This is a genomic window from Halomonas sp. E19 (assembly GCF_052439355.1).
Taxonomy (GTDB): domain Bacteria; phylum Pseudomonadota; class Gammaproteobacteria; order Pseudomonadales; family Halomonadaceae; genus Halomonas.
The window spans coordinates 2,098,605-2,116,712 of record NZ_JBNFWU010000001.1; the positions used below are offsets into that span (position 1 = coordinate 2,098,605).

Consider the following 18,108-nt stretch of genomic DNA (forward strand, 5'->3'; position numbering starts at 1 on the left):
AATCAGCCCCTGGCTTCCGGCTGCGCCGCCTGGCGAGACGCCTTGCGCTCGCGCCGCCAGGTGGTCAGGTCGTCGAGCAGCTTGTAGGCCAGCGGCACGAAGATCAGCGCCAGCGAGCTGGCCAGGATCATGCCGCCCACCACCACGGTACCGATCTCCTGCCGGCTGTTGGCGCCGGCGCCGGTCGCGAACACCAGCGGCAGGGTGCCGATGATGAAGGTCAGCGCCGTCATCAGGATGGCGCGGAAACGCTGCTGGGCCGCGGCCAGGGCCGCCTCGGTGGAGCTGTGCCCCTCGCGGCGGTTCTGGGCGGCGAACTCCACGATCAGGATGGCGTTCTTGGCCGCCAGGCCGATCAGCACCAGCAGGCCCACCTGGAAGTAGATGTCGTTGGGGAAGCCGCGCAGCATGGCGGCCAGCGCCGCCCCCAGCACCCCGAAGGGCACCGCCGTGGCCACCGCCAGCGGCAGCGACCAGCGCTCGTACTGCGCCGCCAGGATAAGGAACACCATCAGCAGTCCCAGGCCGAAGGCCAGGCCGCCGGCGCCGGCGGCCGCGTCGAGCTGGTAGGCCTCGCCGGTCCAGCCCAGCTGGACATCGCCGCTCTGCAGCACCTCGGCGGCCACCTCCTCCATCACCGTCTTGGCCTGCCCGGTGGTGTAGCCGGGCGCCGCATCGGCCAGGAACTTGGCGGCCGCATAGACGTTGTAGCGATTGAGGATGTCCGCCCCGGCCTCCCGGGTCAGGGTCACCAGGGAGCTCAGCGGGATCATCTCGCCGCTCTGGGAGCGCACGAAGACCTTATTGAGATCCTCCGGGCGACTGCGGAACTCCCCTTCGGATTGCAGGTTCACCTGCCAGTTGCGTCCGGCCAGGGTGAAGTCGTTCACGTACATGGCGCCGAAGGTGCTCTGCATGCTGGCAAAGACGTCGTTGATCGGCACGCCCATGGCGCGGGCCTTTTCGCGGTCCACTTCGGCCCGATAGCGCGGAATCGAGGTGTCCAGGGTGGTGCGGGCGTTGGTCAGCTCCGGGCGCGCATTGGCCGCGGCGGCCAGTCGGCCGGCCAGCTCGGCGATCTCCTCGGTGGTGGCATCGCCGCGCACCTGCACATACCCTTCCACCCCGCCGGTCAGCGACAGCCCCATGATCGGCGGCGGCGTGAAGGCGATCACGAAGGCTTCGGGCATGCCGCCGCCCATGCCCATGATCCGGCCGGTCAGCGACTGGGCGTCCTGGCCGGGGCCTTCGCGATCGCTCCAGTCGGCCAGGTTGGCGAAGCCTACGCCGACGTTACTGCGCAGGGCGCCGGCAATGATGTCGAAGCCGGCGAAGGAGGTGAACTCATCCACCTCGTCCATCTCCAGCAGCATCGCCGAGACCTGGTCGCGCACCGCCTCGGTACGCGGCAGCGCCGACACCTGCGGCAGCTGGTACATCACCAGCGCCACGCCCTGGTCCTCCTGGGGCACCAGCCCCGGCGGCAGGCGCGACATGGAGAACAGCGTGGCGGCCATCACACCGGCAAACAGCACCACGCCGATCAGCGCATGGCGCAGCAGCTTGCCGACCAGCCAGGTAAAGCCGCGGGTCAGGCGATCGAAGCCGGCGTTGAACCATTGGAACGGCTTGGCCACCTTGTGCGACTGGCCGTCGAGGAGCAGCGCGCACATGGCCGGTGTCAGCGTCAGGGCCACCACGCCGGAGACCACCACGGAGACGGCGATGGTCACCGCGAACTGGCGATAGAGCTCGCCGGTCAGGCCGCCCAGGAAGGTCACCGGGGCGAACACCGCCACCAGCACCAGGGTCGAGGCCACCACCGCCCCGGCCACCTGCTTCATGGTCTCGATGGAGGCCTCGCGGGCCTTCATGCCCTGCTCCTTGATCAGGCGGTCGACGTTCTCCAGCACGATGATGGCGTTGTCCACCACGATGCCGATGGCCAGCACCAGCCCGAACAGCGTGAGCAGGTTGACCGAGAAGCCGAAGGCGAGCATGCCGGCGAAGGTGCCGATCAGCGATACCGGAATCGCCGCCACTGGAATCAGGGTGGCGCGCCAGTGCTGCAGGAACAGGAAGGTCACCACCACCACCAGCGCCACGGCGATCAGCAGGGTGATGAACACCTCGCGAATGGAGATCTCGACGAACTCGGTGGTGTCGTAGGGCACCGTGTAGGTCAGGCCTTCCGGGAAGCGTGACGACATCTCCTCCAGCGCCTCGTGGACGGCGGTGGCGGTATCCAGGGCATTGGCCCCCGGCTGCAGGTAGACCCCCATGGGCACGGCGTTCTGACCGTTGTAGGTGGCCGAGAAGGAGTAGTTCTGCGCGCCCAGCTCGGCGCGGGCCACGTCGCCCAGGCGCAGGGTGCTGCCATCCTGCTCGGCGCGCAGGATGATGGCCTCGAACTCCTCGGCCTCGGAGAGCTGGCCGCGTGTGGTCACCGAGAAGGTGAAGGCCTGGCCCTGTGGCGAAGGCTCGGCGCCCAGGCTGCCGGCGGCGAACTGGGCATTCTGCTCGCGAATCGCCGCGGCCACGTCGTTGGGCGTCAGGTCGAACTGGGCCAGCTTGTCGGGACTGAGCCAGATGCGCATGGAGTAGTCCTGGGCGCCGAACAGCGAGGCGTCACCCACCCCGGGGATGCGGACCAGCTCGTCGAGCACGTTGAGCAGCGCATAGTTGGACATGAACAGCACGTCGCGGCTGCCATCCGGCGAGAACAGCACCGGCACCATCAGGATGTTGTTCGAGCGCGCCTCGACCCTCACCCCCAGCGTCTGCACCTGCTGGGGCAGCCGCGAGAGCGCGGCCTGCACGCGGTTGTTGACGTTGATCGCCGCCTGGTCGGGGTCGGTGCCCATGGCAAAGGAGATGGTGATCTGCAGGCTGCCGGCATCGGTCGAGGTCGACTCCATGTAGAGCATGTTGTCGACGCCGTTGATCTCCTGCTCCAGCGGCGCGGCCACCGCCTCGGCGATCACCGTGGAGCTGGCGCCGGGATAGGCGGCCTGCACCACCACCTGGGGCGGCACCACGTCGGGGTACTGCTCCACCGGCAGCGCCCGCAGCGCCGCCAGCCCCACCAGCATGATGATGATGGAGATGACCGAGGCAAAGATCGGTCGATCGATGAAGAACCTGAGCATCACGCCTCCTCGTCGTCGACGTCGGCGGCGTCGAGCGACACCTCGGCGGCGGTCTCGTCGCCCGTGGCTTGATCGGCCGACTCGGCCTCGCGAGCCTGAACCGGCATGCCGTCCTGCAGCATCACCAAGCCGCTGACAATGATGCGATCCCCGCATCGAGTCCGCTCAGCACCACCTGGTGGTTATCGACGATGGGCCCTAGGTCCACATCGCGAGCCTGCGCCCGGTCCTCGGCGACCACGAAGACGCGCGGGCCGCCGGGGCCCTGGCCCACCGCCTGCTGGGGGATCAGGAAGACGTCGTCAAGCTCCTGAACCAGCACACGCACCCGCACGAACTGCCCCGGCACCACCAGTCCTTCCGAGTTGGGAAAGACGGCCCGCGCCGACACGCTGCCGGTACGCGGGTCGATGGTGCTATCGGTGAAGTCGATCAGGCCCTGCTCGGCGTACTCGCTGCCATCGGGCAGGGTCAGCCACGCCTCCCGCGGCGCCTCGGTCTGGGCATCGCTCATCGCGCGGCGTGCGGCACGCTGCAGCGCAGCATCACGCTCGGGCAGCGAGAAGCGCACATGGATCGGATCCTGCTGGGTCACGCTGGTCAGCAGCGTGCCACGCTCGATCAGGCTGCCTTCGGGGAAGCTTTCAAGGCCGGTCAGGCCATCCAGCGGCGCCTGCACTTCGGTATAGCTGAGGTTGAGTTCGGCATTGGCCACGCCAGTCTCCGCCAGCGCGTAGCGCGCCTCCGCCAGTTCCCGCGCGGAGAGTGCGCTGTCGCGCTCGCGTTCGCTGATGGCGCTCTGGTTGAACAGGGTCGAAATGCGCCGCCACTCGCGGTTGGCCTGGTTCAGCTCGGCCTGGGCGTTGGCGCGTTCGGCCTCGGCGCGCTTGAGGGCGATCTCGTAGGGCTCGCGGTCGATGCGGAACAGCGCGTCGCCCTCGCTGACCAATTGGCCTTCGGTATAGAGCCGCTCCTCAAGAATGCCTTCGACACGGGCGCGCACCTGCACCTCCCGGGAGCCCCGGGCGCGTGCCGCATACTCTTCGATCACCTCCACGCTGCGCGGCTCGACGCCTACCACCACCACCGGGGGGCGGACGCTCTCCGCCACCGCCCATGGGCGCACCGCCACCGCCCTCGTCGCGGTCACAGCCGACCAGCAGCACGGCGAGCAGGCCCAATGGCAAGATCCATTTCGCGGGGAATCCCCCTCGTGGCGACAAGTTCATTTGCGGTCTCCGCTGCAGGAAGGCTGATGCTTCGGCGAGAGCCCGGCCGGCGCCCGCTCTCGCTCAGGGATGAAAACAGGTGGGCGATTATAGTTACATACATGCATGTATGCCAGTCTTGTATCAGCCTGGACGCTATGTGAAAAGCGCCGCTGCATAGCGGCAGGACACAACAGGGTGGTGTACAAGAAAACGCCTACAGGCCGCACACAGCGACGCTACAGCCGATAGGAGAGAGACAGTGAGCCATGCGTGTCGGCGCTTTCCTGCCCGCGGAACTCCTTGCTGCGCCAGACGTGCGCCAGGCTGGCCTGCCAGCGCTCCCAGCTCAGCGCCAGCCCCACGATAGCGTCAGCGACGAACTCCTGGCGCTCGACCGAATGGCTGTCGCGTAGCGTGTTGCCGTCCAGCAGCAGGTTATGCGCCACATAGCGCCCCTCCGCGCCGGCAAAGAGCTGCCAGCCGAAACCGGACTGGTGCTGCACAGGCAGCAGGCCCATGCGCTCCGGGCCTGCCGACGGTACGGCATGACGGTTCACCATGCCGTGACCCAGGCGCAGCCCGTAGCCGAGCCCGGCCTGGGTAATCAGGTTGCCCACCGCGCCTACCGCGGCAGGGCCGTGCAGCCACTCCAGCCCGGCAAGCTGATGGGAGCGCCACCAGCTGCGTCGGTAAGCCAGGTTGAACAGCGGCTCGTTGCCCAGCTGATGCCGCCAGCCACGCGGGCGATCGCTGTTGGTGAAACGGTGCACCTCGCGCTGCAGACTATCGGTGCCGGTGGCCGGGCCCACCAGACCGACATCGAACTGCAGCACATTGAGCCGCTCCCAGGCGCCCCGCTGGCGGATCTCGTGCAGCGAGAAACCCGCCAGCACCAGCCCGGCGTAGGGCCTGTCATCAGGAATCAGGCTGCGCCGCTCAACGTCCACCGGGGTATACATGCGATGACTGACGCGGTAGCCCACGCTATCGACCTGGCGCCACCAGGCGTCCGGTAGACCCGCCATCAGTGACTGGGACCAGTGGTCGGCCGTAACTGACCGAGCCCAGCCAAACTCGACGCCGGAGGTGTAGTGGTCATCGTCGCTGCTCACCAGGCCGTCGTTGTCGACCTGCAGCGTCAGCACATCCGCCAGCGCCGGTGTCGCCAACGACAGGAGCAGCGCACCGATCAGGCAACCGAGACTTCGATTCATGCGGGGCCTCTTCCTTGAGCAAGCTAACAAACATACTGGAGTGTATGTAGCCAAGCGCGAGACAGGCAAGTTCAATCAAACGCACTTTTGAAACTCAAACCCCGCAGCCCCAAACCGTTCTAGGCTTCGCTCGACGGCCCTTGGCAACCACGCCCAAGCGGCGGCCAGCAAAAAGCCACCCCTAGGGGTGGCTGGCAATGTGCAGCCATGGGCGACTGCCTTATTCGGGCAGCAGCACGCTGTCGATGACATGGATGACACCATTGCTGGCCTCGATATCGGCCTGGATCACCGTGGCATCGTTGACCATCACGTTGCCATACGAGGTGCTGATGGTGATGTCCTGGCCCTGCACCGTGGTGGCGCTGTCCAGGTCCATGGCCTGCTCGGCCATCACCTTGCCCGGTACCACGTGGTAGGTCAGCACGGCCTGTAGCTGGTCCAGGTTTTCCGGCTCGAGCAGCGACTCAACGGTGCCTTCCGGCAGCGCGGCGAAAGCCTCATCGGTGGGGGCAAAGACGGTGAACGGACCCTCGCCCTTGAGCGTTTCCACCAGCCCAGCGGCTTCCAGCGCGGCGGCCAAGGTCTCGAACTGCCCAGCTGCCGCCGCGGTATCGACGATATCCTGCTTGTCACCATGATGGTCAGCCTGGACGGCACCCACCGTCATCAGGCCCAGCAGGCTTGCGCTCATCCACTTCATGGCAACCACTTGAAGCGTTTTCATCAGTGTTTTACCTCGCAGGGGATGATTAAGGGGTGGCGATGGCCGCCACTCCCTGTACTAAATATATATTCTGTACAAGTTTTGAACAAATAATTTTTGACCCAAGCCTGAACGCGCCACCATGACCTGGGCTTGCGAGACCGCTACGCTAGGCAAAAAGGCAGCGAGGGGCACAGTCCAGCGGCCCGCTCAACTCACGGCAGACAGCCACCAAGACAAGGAGACGCCATGTACAAGCTGGTGTTTTTCGTTCCGCTGAACGATGCCGAAGCCGTCAAGGACGCCGTTTTCGCCACCGGCGCCGGGCGCATCGGCGACTACGAAGGGTGCTGTTTCCAGACCATTGGCACGGGGCAGTTCCGCCCGCTGCAAGGCGCCAACCCGCATATCGGGCAGGTGGGCACCCTGGAAGAAGTCGAGGAACTGAAGGTGGAGCTCGTCTGTGAGGATCACCTGATCCGTGACGCCGTCGACGCCCTTAGGGCAGCCCACCCCTACGAGGAGCCGGCCTTCGACGTGTGGAAGCTGGAAGCACTGTGACGCGCCAGGCTTGCCGTGCCGCTGCGCCTGCGGGCAAGGCGGCACGCGGCCTCAGGCCGAGCCAAAGTAGCGTTCGCGATCTTCGGCGGTGATGTCGCTGATGTGCAGCGGGTAGTGACCGTCGTCGCGGTCGGCATAGAAATGGCGCAGGGTGCGCTCGATGGTGGGGAAGGCCAGCTCGTCCCAGGGATCTCGTGCTCTTCGAACAGGGCCACTTCGAGACTCTCCGGGCCGGCGGAAAAGCCGCCCGTGAGCTCGGCGCGGAAGATCATGTAGACCTGGTTGATGTGCGGCAGGTTGATCAGGGTGTAGAGTCCATGAATGTCGACCTCGGCACAGGCCTCTTCCCAGGTTTCGCGGGCCGCCGCCTGCACGGTGGTCTCGGCGTTCTCCATGAAGCCCGCCGGCAGGGTCCAGAAGCCCTTGCGGGGGAGATGGCGCGGCGACAGAGCAGGATGCGCGAGCCGCTCACCGGCAGCGTGCCGGCCACGATGCGCGGGTTCTGGTAGTGGATCGAACCGCAGGCGTCGCACAGATACCTGGGCCGATCGTCTCCTGCCGGAATCGCGAAACGCACGGTTTGGCCACAGTGGCTGCAGAAGTTCATGAGTCTCCCTGGCAGGCTTGACGTCGGCAAAGGCCCCCGGGTAGAAGGAATCAAACCCGACGGAAACCCCATGTTAGAGAAACTTCGCAAGCGCCTGCAAGCGCACGAGCCCCGCCATCTGCGCCTCGACATGCCGCGTGCCGCGGTACTCATGCCGATCGTCGAGCGCCCCGAACCGACGCTGCTGTTCACCCGCCGTGCAGGGCATCTCAATACGCACAGCGGCCAGGTGGCGTTTCCCGGCGGCAAGCGCGAGGAGGCCGACCGCGACCTGCTGTTCACCGCGCTGCGCGAATCCCACGAGGAGATCGCCCTGCCGCCGGAGCGGGTCGAGCTGCTCGGCCGCCTGTCGGACGTGATTTCGCTGCACGGCATTCTGGTCACGCCCTATGTGGGGCTGATCCCGCCGGACCTGCCGCTCACGCCCGACCCCGCCGAGCTGGACGCCATCTTCGAGGTGCCGCTCGAGCTGTTCCTCGAGGACCGCCGTCACCATACCGACGTGATTCCGGTCAACGGACGCCCCCACTACGTGCCCAGCTACCACACCCAGGGCCAGGTGATCTGGGGGCTCTCGGCCATGATGCTGGTGGAGCTGCTGGCGGAGGGCTTCGAGCGTCCCATCAGCCTGTTCGATGAGCCGCCGCAGGGTCGGCTATGCTATTTTCCCGAACGTCTGCTGCGCAGTCCGGATACCGCCACGCGCCGCTCCTGATCCTGCTGCCTGCCTTCCTGGAGGTTCGTCGCATTCATGTCGCTGCTCACCCGCCCGGCCTTTGCGGCCAATGCCCTGCCTCAGCTGGTCGATGCCCTGGTCGAACAGGGCTGGTTCGTCGGCGAGGGATTTCTCGACGCCGAGCTGTGCCAGGCGCTGCATCGGGAGCTGATGGAAATGGCCGAGCGCGACGCCCTGGCTGCCGCCGGCATCGGCCGCGGCGACGAGCACCAGCTGCGTCGCGACATCCGCGGCGACGCCATCCGCTGGCTCGACCGTGAGAGCCTGGCCCAGCGCCGCTACCTCGAAGCCATGGGCGAGCTGCAGCGCGAACTGAATCAGGCGCTGTTCCTGGGGCTGTTCGAATACGAGGCGCATTTTGCCCACTACCCGCCCGGGGCCTTCTACAAGAAGCATCTGGACAGCTTTCGCGGACGCGCCAACCGGGTGGTCTCCACGGTGGGCTACCTCAACCCCGCCTGGCCGGCGGACGGCGGCGGGGAGATGGCGATGTTCGCCGCCGACGAACCGGAACGCGAAGTGGCCCGGGTACGCCCGGAAGCCGGCAACTTCGCCTGCTTTCTCGCCGAGACCGTGCCCCACGAGGTGCTGCCCACCCGCCTGCCGCGAGCCAGCATCGCCGGCTGGTTCCGGCGCAACGCCTCGCTCGGCGGCCTGGTGGACCCGGCGCGCTGATGGCCGACGAACGCGAGGCGCTGCGCGCCCGGCTGGCCGAACTCGAGGCCCACAAGGCCGCTCTCGAAGCGAGAATCGCCGAGCTCGACGAGGAGAAGCGCCACTATCGCTGGCTGGCGGAGAGCACCACCGACCTGATCTCGCGCCACGCCCGCGACGGCACCTTCCTCTACGCCTCGCAGGCCGCCCGCGACCTGCTCGGCTACGAGCCCGAGGAGCTGATCGGCGTCTCGGCCTACGACCTGTTCCACCCATCCGACCTCGCCGACCTGCTCAACAAGTCGCCGCGGGTCTACTACCACGACGGCTTCTATCAGCAGACCTACCGCTTCCGTGCCAAGGATGGGCACTACGTCTGGTTCGAGACCACCAGCCGCACCCGCCGCGACCCGGCCACCGGCGAGCTGATCGACGTGCTCTGCGTCTCCCGCGACGTGGGCCGGCGCATTCGCGCCGAGGCCAATCGCGAGCGTCTGGCCCGGGTGGTGGAATCGACCACCGACTACGTGCTGTTCTGCGACGGCGAAGAGCGGCTGTTCTACTCCAACGAGGCGGCGCGACGCTTGCTGGGCTTGCCGCGCGAAGGGCTCGATGCCCGGCTCGAGCGGGCCTATACCCCGAGCTCGCTTGCCATCCTGCGAGAGATCGTGCTGCCCGCTGTGGCCCGCTACGGCTCCTGGAGCGGCGAGCTGGAGATGCCGGGCCCCAAGGGGCCGGTGCCGGTACTCAGCGTGGTACTGGCCCACCGCGGCCCCGGCGCCGAGCCCGACCACCTCTCGCTGCTCAATCGCGACATCGGCCTGCGCAAGGCCGCCGAGGCCCAGGCGCGACGCCATCAGGAACAGATCGCCCACGCCAACCGGCTGGCCACCACCGGCGAGCTCGCCTCCAACATCGCCCACGAGCTGAACCAGCCGCTGGGGGCCATTGCCAATTACGTCAGCGGCGCGCTGCTGCAACTCCGTGCCGATCCGAATCGCCCGGCCAGCGACCTCGCGCTGCCCCTCGAGCGGATCGACACCCAGGTACAGCGGCTGGCGCAGCGGCTGCGTCACATTCGCACCTTCGTGCGCAAGGGGCAGACCCGCCCGCGCCCGGTGGTGCTGTTCGAGGTGGTGGATGCCGCCTGCCGGCTGTGCGAGTGGCAGTACCAGCAGGCCGGAGTGAGCCTGACCCATGACCTGCCGGAAACGCTGCCCCGCGTGATGGCCGACCCCATCGCCCTGGAGCAGGTGCTGGTCAATCTGCTGCTCAACGCGCTGGAAGCGAGCCGCGAACGGCCTGCCGCCGTGCGGGTCGAGATCCGCGCACGACGCAGCGGCCGGCGTGAGGTGACCTTCAGCGTCCGCGACCAGGGTCCCGGCGTTACCGACGACGACGCTCAGGCCATCTTCGCACCGTTCCACTCCAGCCGTCCGGAGGGCCTCGGCATGGGCCTTGCCATCAGCCGCTCGCTGATGGAAGCCATGGGCGGCAGCCTGGCACTGACCGACGGTTCCGAGGGCGCCACCTTTACCGGTACACTGCTGGCCGAACCAAGCCCCATCCACCGCAGCAAGCCGCCCCGGAGCCAGCCGTGACCGAGCCTACTCGTGCCCCCCGTATCGCCGTGGTCGACGACGACGAGGCACTGCGCGACTCGCTGGCCTGGCTGCTCGACTCCGTAGGCCTGGCCACGCGCGCCTTTGCCGACGGCGAGGCGTTTCTCGCCGCCGACCCGGCAAGCTTCGATGCGGTACTGCTCGACGTACGCATGCCCGGTCTCTCCGGCCTGCAGGTACAGCAGCGCCTGCTGGAGCGTGGCGACAGCGCCCCGGTGATCTTCATGACCGGCCACGGCGACGTGCCCATGGCGGTGGCCGCCCTCAAGGCCGGCGCCTTCGACTTCATCGAGAAACCCTTCAACCAGCAGCAGCTGATCGACGCCGTGCAGCAGGCGCTCGCCGAGTATCGGCGCCAGCGCGCCGTGAGCGAGCGCATCGACACCCTGCGCGCGCGCTACGACGCCCTGCGCCCCAAGGAGCGCCAAATCCTGGTGCTGGTGGCCGAGGGCCTGACCAGCCGTGAGATCGCCGAGCGCCTCGACGTCAGCGCCAAGACGGTGGAGATCTACCGCCTGCGAGGCATGAAGGCGCTGGGTGCCGGCAACCTGGCCGAGCTGGTGCGCTTCTGCGTGGCGCTGGGGCTGGTGGAGCCCTTGCCGAAGTAAGAACGGCCGCCTCCGAAGAGAGCGGCCGTCCGGCTTCTTGCTGGTAGCGCACCCAATCTCAGTCGATGGTCTCGAGAGAGACGATTTCGTAGTCGGTCTCGCCGGTTTGACGCAGTACGAAGATGATCTGGTCTTCCGTATTCACCAGCTCGGCCAGCGCCGGATCTGCCAGCGCCAGCTCCATGGTCATGGCTGGCCAGCGAAGCTCGGCGATAGGTTCATGTGCTACCAGCACACTGCTGCCATCCTGCGCTATCGACCGTACGATCCCGACACCTTCCGCCGTGCGCATTTCCTGATGTTCATGACCAGTCTGAGCACCATGAGCCGCGTGCTTGCCATGTCCATGATCACTGCTCGCCACTGCCGGAGCTGCCATAATGAGTCCCATCACGACCACCAACTGAAGCATACTGTTTTTCATATCAAAGGTTTCCTTCGGTTTTGGAGTTGCTGAGCGCAGCCTCGGATGAGACGGACTCGGGGAAGTGTCGTCGCTGCCATAGCCAATAAAGAACGGGAATGAGCAGCAGCGATACCAGGGGGCAGAAATCATGCCGCCGACCACGGGCGTGGCAATACGCTGCATGGCCTCGGATCCTGGGCCGGAATCCAGCAGCAGCGGACTCAGACCCAGCACCACCGTGAGCGAGGTCATGGCCTTGGGACGTACCCGCATGACCGCGCCGTCGATGATCGCTTCACGCAGTTCACCTCGGGTACGGGGCCGCCGCTGCTCCACTGCCCCGCGGACATACATCAGCATCACCACGGCGAACTCTGCTGCCAGGCCTATCAACAGGATGAAACCCGCCGCCACGGCCACCGAGACGTCATAGGTGAGCCAGTAGAGCAGCCACACGCCACCGACGGCGGCGAATGGCAGCGAACCCATGAGCATGAAAGTCTCGGCAGCGTTACGGAAGCATAGGTATAGCAGCAGGAAGATCAGCACGATGGTCACCGGGACCACCCACTGCAGGCGCTCCTTGGCCCGTTCCATGTACTCGTACTGGCCTGACCAGGTCACCGAGTACCCGGCAGGCAACGTGACCTGTTCCATCACCCGTTGCCGCGCCTCGGCCACATAGGAGCCGATATCGCGCCCGCGGATGTCGACCACCACCCAGCCGTTGAGACGTGCGTTCTCGGTACGAATCATGGCCGGACCGTCCACGATGTCCACCTGTGCCAGCGCCTGCAGGGGAAGGTAGGCCCCCGCCGAGGTGATCACCGGTAGATCCCGCAGACTCTCCAGCGAGTCGCGCCAGTCCTGGGGATAGCGCAGGTTGATGGGGTAGCGCTCCAGCCCCTCGACGGTTTCGCTTACATTCATCCCCCGACGGCGGTTTGAATGATGGCCTGAAGGTCGCTGACATTGACGCCATGGCGCGCGGCGGCTCGCCGGTCGATATCCACTTCGACGTAACGCCCGGCGGCGGTGCGATCGGCATACGCCGACGCTGTACCCGGCACATCTTGGAGCACGCGTTCGATCTCCCGCCCAACACGCTCGATCTCTGCCAGGTCGGATCCAGCCACCTTGATGCCCACCGGCGAGCGGATGCCGGTCGAGAGCATGTCGATGCGCGTCTTGATCGGCGGCACCCAGACATTGGCCACCCCCGGGAAACTGACTGCCTCATCGAGTTCGCGAATGATATCGGCCTTGGTCATGCCATCGCGCCACTGGTCGCGTGGCTTGAAGCGAATGACGGTTTCCAGCATGCCGATGGGGGCCGGGTCGGTGGCCGTATCGGCCCGCCCTGCCTTGCCAAAGACCCCTTCCACTTCCGGCACCGACATGATCAACCGGTTGGTTTGCTGCACGAATTCACGCACCTTGCCAATCGAGGCGCCAGGTTCCAGCGACGGCATATACATGAGATCGCCTTCGTCGAGCTGAGGCATGAACTCGCTGCCAAGCTTGCTGGCCGGGTAGGCCACGCTGGCGGCAACCAACACTGCTGCTGCAATGGTTGCCCAAGGGTAGCGCAGCAGGGCATCGAGCCCGGGGCGGTAGATGGCGATCAACATGCGGCTCAGCGGATGGGCAGACTCAGGGCGTATACGCCCGCGCACCAGATAGCCCATGAGCACCGGGACCAGGGTGATACCCAGCCCGGCCGCCGCTGCCATGGCATAGGTACCGGTAAAGGCCAAGGGCTGGAACATGCGGCCTTCTTGCCCTTGGAGAGTGAAGAGCGGCAGAAAGCTGACCACGATGATCAACAGCGCAAAGAAGATCGGCCGCCCTGTTTCCTTGGCCGCCTCCGCCACGGTATGCCAGCGATCCTCCCCTGGCGGCGCCTTTTCCAGTCGCTTGTGCAGGTTCTCCACCATGACGATGGCGGCATCCACCATGGCGCCGATGGTCACGGCAATGCCGCCCAGCGACATGATGTTGGCGTTGATGCCCTTGGCCTGCATGATCATCAGTGCCGCCAGAATGCCGATCGGCAGTGCAACGATCGCCACCAGAGCAGAGCGGAAATGGAGCAGAAAGACGACACAGACCAGCGCAATGATGAGGAATTCCTGCAACAGCTTGACCGTCAGGTTGTCCACCGACTCCTGAATCAGTACTGAGCGGTCGTAAGTCTCCACGATTTCGACGCCTTCCGGCAGGCTCGGCCGCAGCTCTTCGAGGCGGGCCTTGACACGCTCGATGGTGGCAAGCGCATTCTCGCCATGGCGCATGACTACCAGGGCTCCCACAGCCTCGCCCTCGCCATCCAGCTCAGCGATGCCGCGGCGGGCAGCGGGGCCGATGCGGATCTCGGCCACATCTTCGAGCAGTACTGGAGTGCCGTCACCGCCAAGGCCAACCGGCACCAGGCGAAGCTCCTCGATGCCGGTCAGATAACCACGGGAGCGAACCATGTATTCCGCTTCACCCATCTCGATAACCGAACCGCCCGCCTCCCGGTTGGCGCCCTCGATGGCCGAACGGATGCCGGCAAGTGTCAGGCCATAAGCGCGCGCCCGATGCGGATCGAGCACCACCTGGTACTGCTTGACCATGCCGCCTAGCGTAGCGACCTCGGAAACGCCTACCACGGACTGCAATTCGAACTTCAAAAACCAGTCTTGCAGTGAGCGCAGATCCGCCAGATCGAGCTTACCGCTGCGGTCCACCAAGGCGTACTGATAGACCCAGCCCACCCCGGTAGCATCTGGCCCCAGCGCCGGCGTGGCGCCAGCCGGCAGGCGGGGTGCCACCTGGCTCAGGTATTCCAGCACGCGAGAGCGTGCCCAGTAGGGGTCGGTGCCATCCTCGAACAGCACGTAGACGTAGGAATCACCGAACATGGAGAAACCTCGCACATCCCGCGCCTGGGGCACGGCCAGCATGGCCGTCGACAGCGGGTAGGTGACCTGATCCTCTACCACCTGAGGTGCCTGGCCGGGATAGCTGGTGTGCACGATCACCTGGACGTCGGAGAGGTCGGGGATGGCATCCAGCGGCATTTGCCTGGCTGTGAAGAGCCCCCAGACGACGAAAATAGCCGTCACCAAGAGCACCAGCAGACGATTATGCAACGACCACGTGATGATCCTTTCGATCATGAAACGACTCCTCAGTGGTCGTGAGCCAGCGGCTCGATAGCGGTGATTTCGAAGACGAACTCCTCGCGCTCACGCATGCGGAAGCGCATCGGCATGTCGTCGTGCAGCCCATCGAGCTCGAGCCCATCAGCCATGGCAAAGTCCATGACCATTGCCGGCCAGCCCAATAGCGGGATCGGTTCATGGTCGACGTTCAACATGCGGGCGTCGCGATCGATACCAAGCAGACGACCATCGGCCCAGATGTCGTCGTCGGCGCTCTCCTCCTCGGCTTCGGTCATGCGCGCCAGCTCAGCGCTGGCTGCCGCTTCGGAGTCGAGCAGGAAGTGGCCGGAGAGAACCACGCGCTCTCCTTCCTTGAGGCCTTCGATGATCTCCAGGTCGCCGTTGGCACGACGCCCTACCTGAACTTCACGCGCCTGGAAACGCCCTTCACCCAGCGCCAGGATGACGCGGTCCTGCCTGCCGGTACGGATCACGGCCTCGGCCGGCAGGTACAGGACGCCCTGCAGCGGTCGAGTGGTCAGTTGGACATCGGCATACATTCCCGGCTTGAGTCGCTCACCGGGATTGTCGAAGGCCAGGCGAACCTGAACGGTTCGCGTCGGGCTGTTCAGGCTCGGATAGATATAGTCGATCTTGCCCTCGAGACGCTCGCCCGGGCGGAATGGCAGCTTCACATGGGCGGCGTCACCTCGAGCCACGGCATCCACCTGATGCTCGAACAGGTCGGCAATCACCCATACCTGCGAGAGGTCGGCAATGGTCATCACCTCGGTGCCCGGTGTGACATACATGCCTTCACGCACGTTCAGCGACTCCACTACCCCACTCTGCCCCGCCCGTACGGAGATCAGTCGGCGCGGCTGGCCGGCCCGTTCGATCTCGGCAATTTCGGCGGCACTAATCCCCAGCGCCCTGAGGCGCTCCCGTGCCGGAGCTGGGCTACCACCACGCCGCATGACATGCAGCAGCTCTTCCTGGGCATTGACCAGTTCCGGCGAATAAAGGCGGAACAAGAGCTGCCCCTCCTCTACCCGCTCGCCGGTGGTTCTTACGCTGAGATCCTCTATCCAGCCTTGGGTACGCAGGTGAATATGGCTGAGTCTCGATTCGTCGTAGTCGACGAAGCCGACTGTCTCGACCAGGCGCGCCAGATCGCCACGAGCCACCGAGCCGATACGTACGTTCATGTTCTGCTGAACGACAGGGCTGATGCTCACGGTGCCGGGCGTCGCGTCGCCATCACCCGCGTAGATTGGAATGAAATCCATGCCCATCTCATCCTTACGCGGTTCGGGAGAGGTCACGGAAGGGTTATGGGGATGCCGGTAGTAGAGGACCTGCCTCTCACCATTGGCCGCGCCCGCCGCTTGCGCGACATGGGCATGTGAATCCGGCCAATAGATCACCGCGGCGGCGCCTGCCGCCGCCCCTGCCCCCAGCAGGACGATAACAGCCAATGCCTTCATGCGTTTTCTCCCAACAGATAGAGCAGATCCACCTGCTCGAGGCGGCGCTGGGTGCCGATACGCACGGCCTCGATGCGTGTTTCCAGTTCGGTCAGGCGGGCGCGCACGAGCGAATTGAAATCCGTCGTACGGTTGCGATACCCATGCTCGGCGGCTTCGGCGTTCTCCCTGGCCTGGGGCAGCAGAAGCTGCTGATAACGGCGTTCACGCTCGCTCAGCAGCTGCCATCTGGCTTGGCTCTCTCCCAGTTGGCGCTGCAACTCGCGGGCCTGTTCATCCCAGGCATACTGGGCGGCTTCACGTCGATGCACGCTGGCCGATAGGTCGCGATCCTGGCGCTGACGAGTGAAAAGCGGCAGGTCGACCATGACCATCGCCGACATGCGATCCGGCATGCCCATGCCCCGTTGCGTCGGCGTACCGTAGGTCAGCTCGACCGACCACTGCGGTTTGTATCCTTGACGAGCCAGTTCCACGCCATGGTTGCCGGCATCGATAACGGCCTGCTCGGCATCCAGCAGTGGATGCGCCAGCAAGGTTCCCGCGGGCTCGGCCAGCTCGGGAAGGTCGAGAGACAAGGGGCGCGAGAGGGCTTCATTACCCACCCAGCGCGCTAGCTGAGCCTGTGCTACTGCCTCCTGCGCCTGGACATTCAACAAGCGGTCATGCAATCGGCTCAGCTCCAGCTCGGCGCGCAGCAGATCCTGCTGGTCGGCAAAGCCGGAAGCGAACTCGCGCTCAGTGATTTCACGCAGGTCCTCGAACAAAGGCTGGCTCTGCTCCAGCACGCCGAGGATGGCGCGCTGCTCGGCAAGCACCAGGTAAGAGCGCCGTACGGCGCGCACTGCAGCCAGTTCTGCATTGCTGCTTCGCGCCGCTTCCGCCTGGGCCATGGCCGATTCCCGCTCGCTAGCCAACCGACGGCTGTCACCTCGAGGGAAGGTCTGGCGCACGCCCACACGGAGCTGGGTCATGGAATCGTCATCGATGGAAATACCATCTCTTGCAACATCCATGACCTCCATGATCAGCATGGGGTCAGGGAGCTGTCTGACTGAGATGGCGGCCTCGCGGCGAGCCTCCGCCAGCTCTCGATAACGCAGCGTGGCTGGGTCGTCGATGAGAGCAAGTCGTTCCGCTTCACTGAGCGATAACACTTGCTCTGAAAGTGCCGAGAGAGGTAATAGAAATGCTGTGCTCAGCAACACTGCGAGCATCGTTGGTAATCGAAATGCCATGAGCCACCCTCCACGCTCGCCAGAGTGCTGCTAAAAAACGACACCCCGTTATATTCTTTATAAATGATCAACCAAACCGTCTGACATTACTTACCAAACTGGCCAGCTCGAGCCGGCCAGTCTTAACTACAAGGTTTGGAATAGTGTTATTGGAAAGCGACGTGCAGGCTGTAGCGATGAGCATCCCAACCATCGCCACCCGGCGCCGAATTTCCTGACACTACCAGGCGATATTGACCCGCCTGCAAGGCTTCGCGAATTTCGAACTCTCCACCTGAAGAACGGACTTCCTTCACGGTGTTACCCTGAGCATCGATCAACTGGGCGCTCATGGGCAGCATGGGGGTCTGTGTTCCTGGAAAGTGGCTGCTGGCGATCCTGACCGTTGCGGCCTGATCCAGGTTCAGCTGATAAGTGTGCGGCTGCCCGGTGTTGATAATGGTGCTGGGCGTGCTGCCCTCCTGCAGAATATTTCCATTTGATGCAGAAGTGCCAAAACTAGCAAAGGCAGGCAGAGAGAACATGCTGACAACGGCAGCGGTAAGAGCAATTTTCTTGATCATGATACACCTCACTTTTCAGATAAAATTAAGCTATGCAAACACTAGGACTGTAAATTTCAACTTCGGGCGTGATAGAGTAACCACTCAGCCTACTCATCCCCCTTGTTGCTTGTTCATGTAGGCATAGTACGATGCAGTAGCGGACAGGAAACTGACTCGAAAATGACATTTTTGTCATTTTCGATCGGAGCAGGTTG

Annotated in this window: 14 protein-coding genes and 2 pseudogenes; 5 read left to right on the forward strand and 11 right to left on the reverse strand. The window is 65.0% G+C overall.

Annotated features, from left to right (window positions below):
• Window positions 1-2: 2 nt before the first annotated feature.
• The 5 genes from ACUDAL_RS11055 to ACUDAL_RS11075 form a co-directional block, all read right to left on the reverse strand.
• On the reverse strand, window positions 3-3,149 hold the full coding sequence (locus ACUDAL_RS11055; RefSeq protein ID WP_444678174.1) for an efflux RND transporter permease subunit: 3,147 nt from the start codon (window positions 3,147-3,149) through the stop codon (window positions 3-5).
• Window positions 3,149-3,271, reverse strand: coding sequence for a hypothetical protein (locus ACUDAL_RS11060; RefSeq protein ID WP_444678175.1), 123 nt, complete (start codon window positions 3,269-3,271; stop codon window positions 3,149-3,151). Before ACUDAL_RS11060 ends, ACUDAL_RS11055 begins: the two co-directional genes overlap by 1 nt.
• The gene (locus ACUDAL_RS11065) at window positions 3,271-4,281 is read right to left on the reverse strand and encodes an efflux RND transporter periplasmic adaptor subunit (RefSeq protein ID WP_444678176.1); all 1,011 of its coding nucleotides are present in this window, start codon (window positions 4,279-4,281) and stop codon (window positions 3,271-3,273) included. Before ACUDAL_RS11065 ends, ACUDAL_RS11060 begins: the two co-directional genes overlap by 1 nt.
• A 315-nt stretch (window positions 4,282-4,596) precedes the next feature.
• The gene (locus tag ACUDAL_RS11070; RefSeq protein ID WP_444678177.1) at window positions 4,597-5,574 is read right to left on the reverse strand and encodes a lipid A deacylase LpxR family protein; all 978 of its coding nucleotides are present in this window, start codon (window positions 5,572-5,574) and stop codon (window positions 4,597-4,599) included.
• 220 nt (window positions 5,575-5,794) lie between these two features.
• Window positions 5,795-6,301, reverse strand: a complete 507-nt coding sequence (locus ACUDAL_RS11075) for a fasciclin domain-containing protein (protein WP_444678178.1) — start codon at window positions 6,299-6,301, stop codon at window positions 5,795-5,797.
• A 228-nt stretch (window positions 6,302-6,529) separates the two neighbouring features.
• On the opposite strand from ACUDAL_RS11075, the gene ACUDAL_RS11080 reads away from it, so the two are divergent.
• Complete coding sequence (locus ACUDAL_RS11080; RefSeq protein WP_444678179.1) at window positions 6,530-6,841, forward strand: NGG1p interacting factor NIF3; 312 nt, start codon at window positions 6,530-6,532, stop codon at window positions 6,839-6,841.
• A gap of 51 nt (window positions 6,842-6,892) precedes the next feature.
• Here ACUDAL_RS11080 and ACUDAL_RS11085 read toward each other — a convergent pair.
• Window positions 6,893-7,448: pseudogene (locus ACUDAL_RS11085) on the reverse strand (NUDIX hydrolase).
• A gap of 70 nt (window positions 7,449-7,518) precedes the next feature.
• Between ACUDAL_RS11085 and ACUDAL_RS11090 the strand changes: the two are divergent.
• The 4 genes from ACUDAL_RS11090 to ACUDAL_RS11105 are packed head-to-tail and all read left to right on the forward strand — an operon-like array spanning window position 7,519 to window position 11,068.
• Window positions 7,519-8,163 (forward strand): CoA pyrophosphatase, encoded by a 645-nt coding sequence (locus ACUDAL_RS11090; protein ID WP_103970125.1) that lies wholly within the window; start codon window positions 7,519-7,521, stop codon window positions 8,161-8,163.
• Window positions 8,164-8,199: 36 nt separating this feature from the next.
• Complete coding sequence (locus ACUDAL_RS11095) at window positions 8,200-8,859, forward strand: 2OG-Fe(II) oxygenase (RefSeq protein ID WP_444678180.1); 660 nt, start codon at window positions 8,200-8,202, stop codon at window positions 8,857-8,859.
• Window positions 8,859-10,439 carry a PAS domain-containing sensor histidine kinase gene (locus ACUDAL_RS11100; protein WP_444678181.1) on the forward strand — a complete coding sequence of 527 codons (1,581 nt, stop codon included), beginning with the start codon at window positions 8,859-8,861 and terminating at the stop codon, window positions 10,437-10,439. The genes ACUDAL_RS11095 and ACUDAL_RS11100 overlap by 1 nt, the downstream gene beginning before the upstream one ends.
• A complete protein-coding gene (locus ACUDAL_RS11105; RefSeq protein WP_086511136.1) occupies window positions 10,436-11,068 on the forward strand; it encodes a response regulator transcription factor in 633 nt (210 codons plus the stop codon). The genes ACUDAL_RS11100 and ACUDAL_RS11105 overlap by 4 nt, the downstream gene beginning before the upstream one ends.
• Before the next feature lie 58 nt (window positions 11,069-11,126).
• Here the strand turns inward: ACUDAL_RS11105 and ACUDAL_RS11110 are convergent, their stop codons facing one another.
• The 5 genes and pseudogenes from ACUDAL_RS11110 to ACUDAL_RS11130 all read right to left on the reverse strand — a co-directional run bounded on the left by ACUDAL_RS11110 (window position 11,127) and on the right by ACUDAL_RS11130 (window position 17,911).
• Window positions 11,127-11,657, reverse strand: coding sequence for a copper-binding protein (locus ACUDAL_RS11110; protein ID WP_444679363.1), 531 nt, complete (start codon window positions 11,655-11,657; stop codon window positions 11,127-11,129).
• A gap of 15 nt (window positions 11,658-11,672) precedes the next feature.
• Window positions 11,673-14,638 (reverse strand): annotated as a pseudogene (locus tag ACUDAL_RS11115) (efflux RND transporter permease subunit); the annotation flags it as partial.
• Window positions 14,639-14,649: 11 nt separating this feature from the next.
• The gene (locus tag ACUDAL_RS11120) at window positions 14,650-16,110 is read right to left on the reverse strand and encodes an efflux RND transporter periplasmic adaptor subunit (protein ID WP_086511139.1); all 1,461 of its coding nucleotides are present in this window, start codon (window positions 16,108-16,110) and stop codon (window positions 14,650-14,652) included.
• The gene (locus ACUDAL_RS11125) at window positions 16,107-17,348 is read right to left on the reverse strand and encodes a TolC family protein (protein WP_444678182.1); all 1,242 of its coding nucleotides are present in this window, start codon (window positions 17,346-17,348) and stop codon (window positions 16,107-16,109) included. The genes ACUDAL_RS11120 and ACUDAL_RS11125 overlap by 4 nt, the downstream gene beginning before the upstream one ends.
• 146 nt (window positions 17,349-17,494) lie before the next feature.
• On the reverse strand, window positions 17,495-17,911 hold the full coding sequence (locus ACUDAL_RS11130) for a hypothetical protein (protein WP_444678183.1): 417 nt from the start codon (window positions 17,909-17,911) through the stop codon (window positions 17,495-17,497).
• Between the last annotated feature and the right edge of the window lie 197 nt (window positions 17,912-18,108).

What these genes read in the sequence shown, in the direction of transcription:
- ACUDAL_RS11080 (WP_444678179.1), top strand. Translation starts at nt 6,530, where the DNA reads ATGTACAAGCTGGTGTTTTTCGTTCCGCTGAACGATGCCGAAGCCGTC.
- ACUDAL_RS11130 (WP_444678183.1), bottom strand. Translation starts at nt 17,911, where the DNA reads ATGATCAAGAAAATTGCTCTTACCGCTGCCGTTGTCAGCATGTTCTCT.
- ACUDAL_RS11075 (WP_444678178.1), bottom strand. Translation starts at nt 6,301, where the DNA reads ATGAAAACGCTTCAAGTGGTTGCCATGAAGTGGATGAGCGCAAGCCTG.
- ACUDAL_RS11090 (WP_103970125.1), top strand. Translation starts at nt 7,519, where the DNA reads ATGTTAGAGAAACTTCGCAAGCGCCTGCAAGCGCACGAGCCCCGCCAT.
- ACUDAL_RS11070 (WP_444678177.1), bottom strand. Translation starts at nt 5,574, where the DNA reads ATGAATCGAAGTCTCGGTTGCCTGATCGGTGCGCTGCTCCTGTCGTTG.
- ACUDAL_RS11055 (WP_444678174.1), bottom strand. Translation starts at nt 3,149, where the DNA reads ATGCTCAGGTTCTTCATCGATCGACCGATCTTTGCCTCGGTCATCTCC.
- ACUDAL_RS11100 (WP_444678181.1), top strand. Translation starts at nt 8,859, where the DNA reads ATGGCCGACGAACGCGAGGCGCTGCGCGCCCGGCTGGCCGAACTCGAG.
- ACUDAL_RS11060 (WP_444678175.1), bottom strand. Translation starts at nt 3,271, where the DNA reads ATGCTGCAGGACGGCATGCCGGTTCAGGCTCGCGAGGCCGAGTCGGCC.
- ACUDAL_RS11095 (WP_444678180.1), top strand. Translation starts at nt 8,200, where the DNA reads ATGTCGCTGCTCACCCGCCCGGCCTTTGCGGCCAATGCCCTGCCTCAG.
- ACUDAL_RS11125 (WP_444678182.1), bottom strand. Translation starts at nt 17,348, where the DNA reads ATGGCATTTCGATTACCAACGATGCTCGCAGTGTTGCTGAGCACAGCA.
- ACUDAL_RS11110 (WP_444679363.1), bottom strand. Translation starts at nt 11,657, where the DNA reads ATGCAGCGTATTGCCACGCCCGTGGTCGGCGGCATGATTTCTGCCCCC.
- ACUDAL_RS11120 (WP_086511139.1), bottom strand. Translation starts at nt 16,110, where the DNA reads ATGAAGGCATTGGCTGTTATCGTCCTGCTGGGGGCAGGGGCGGCGGCA.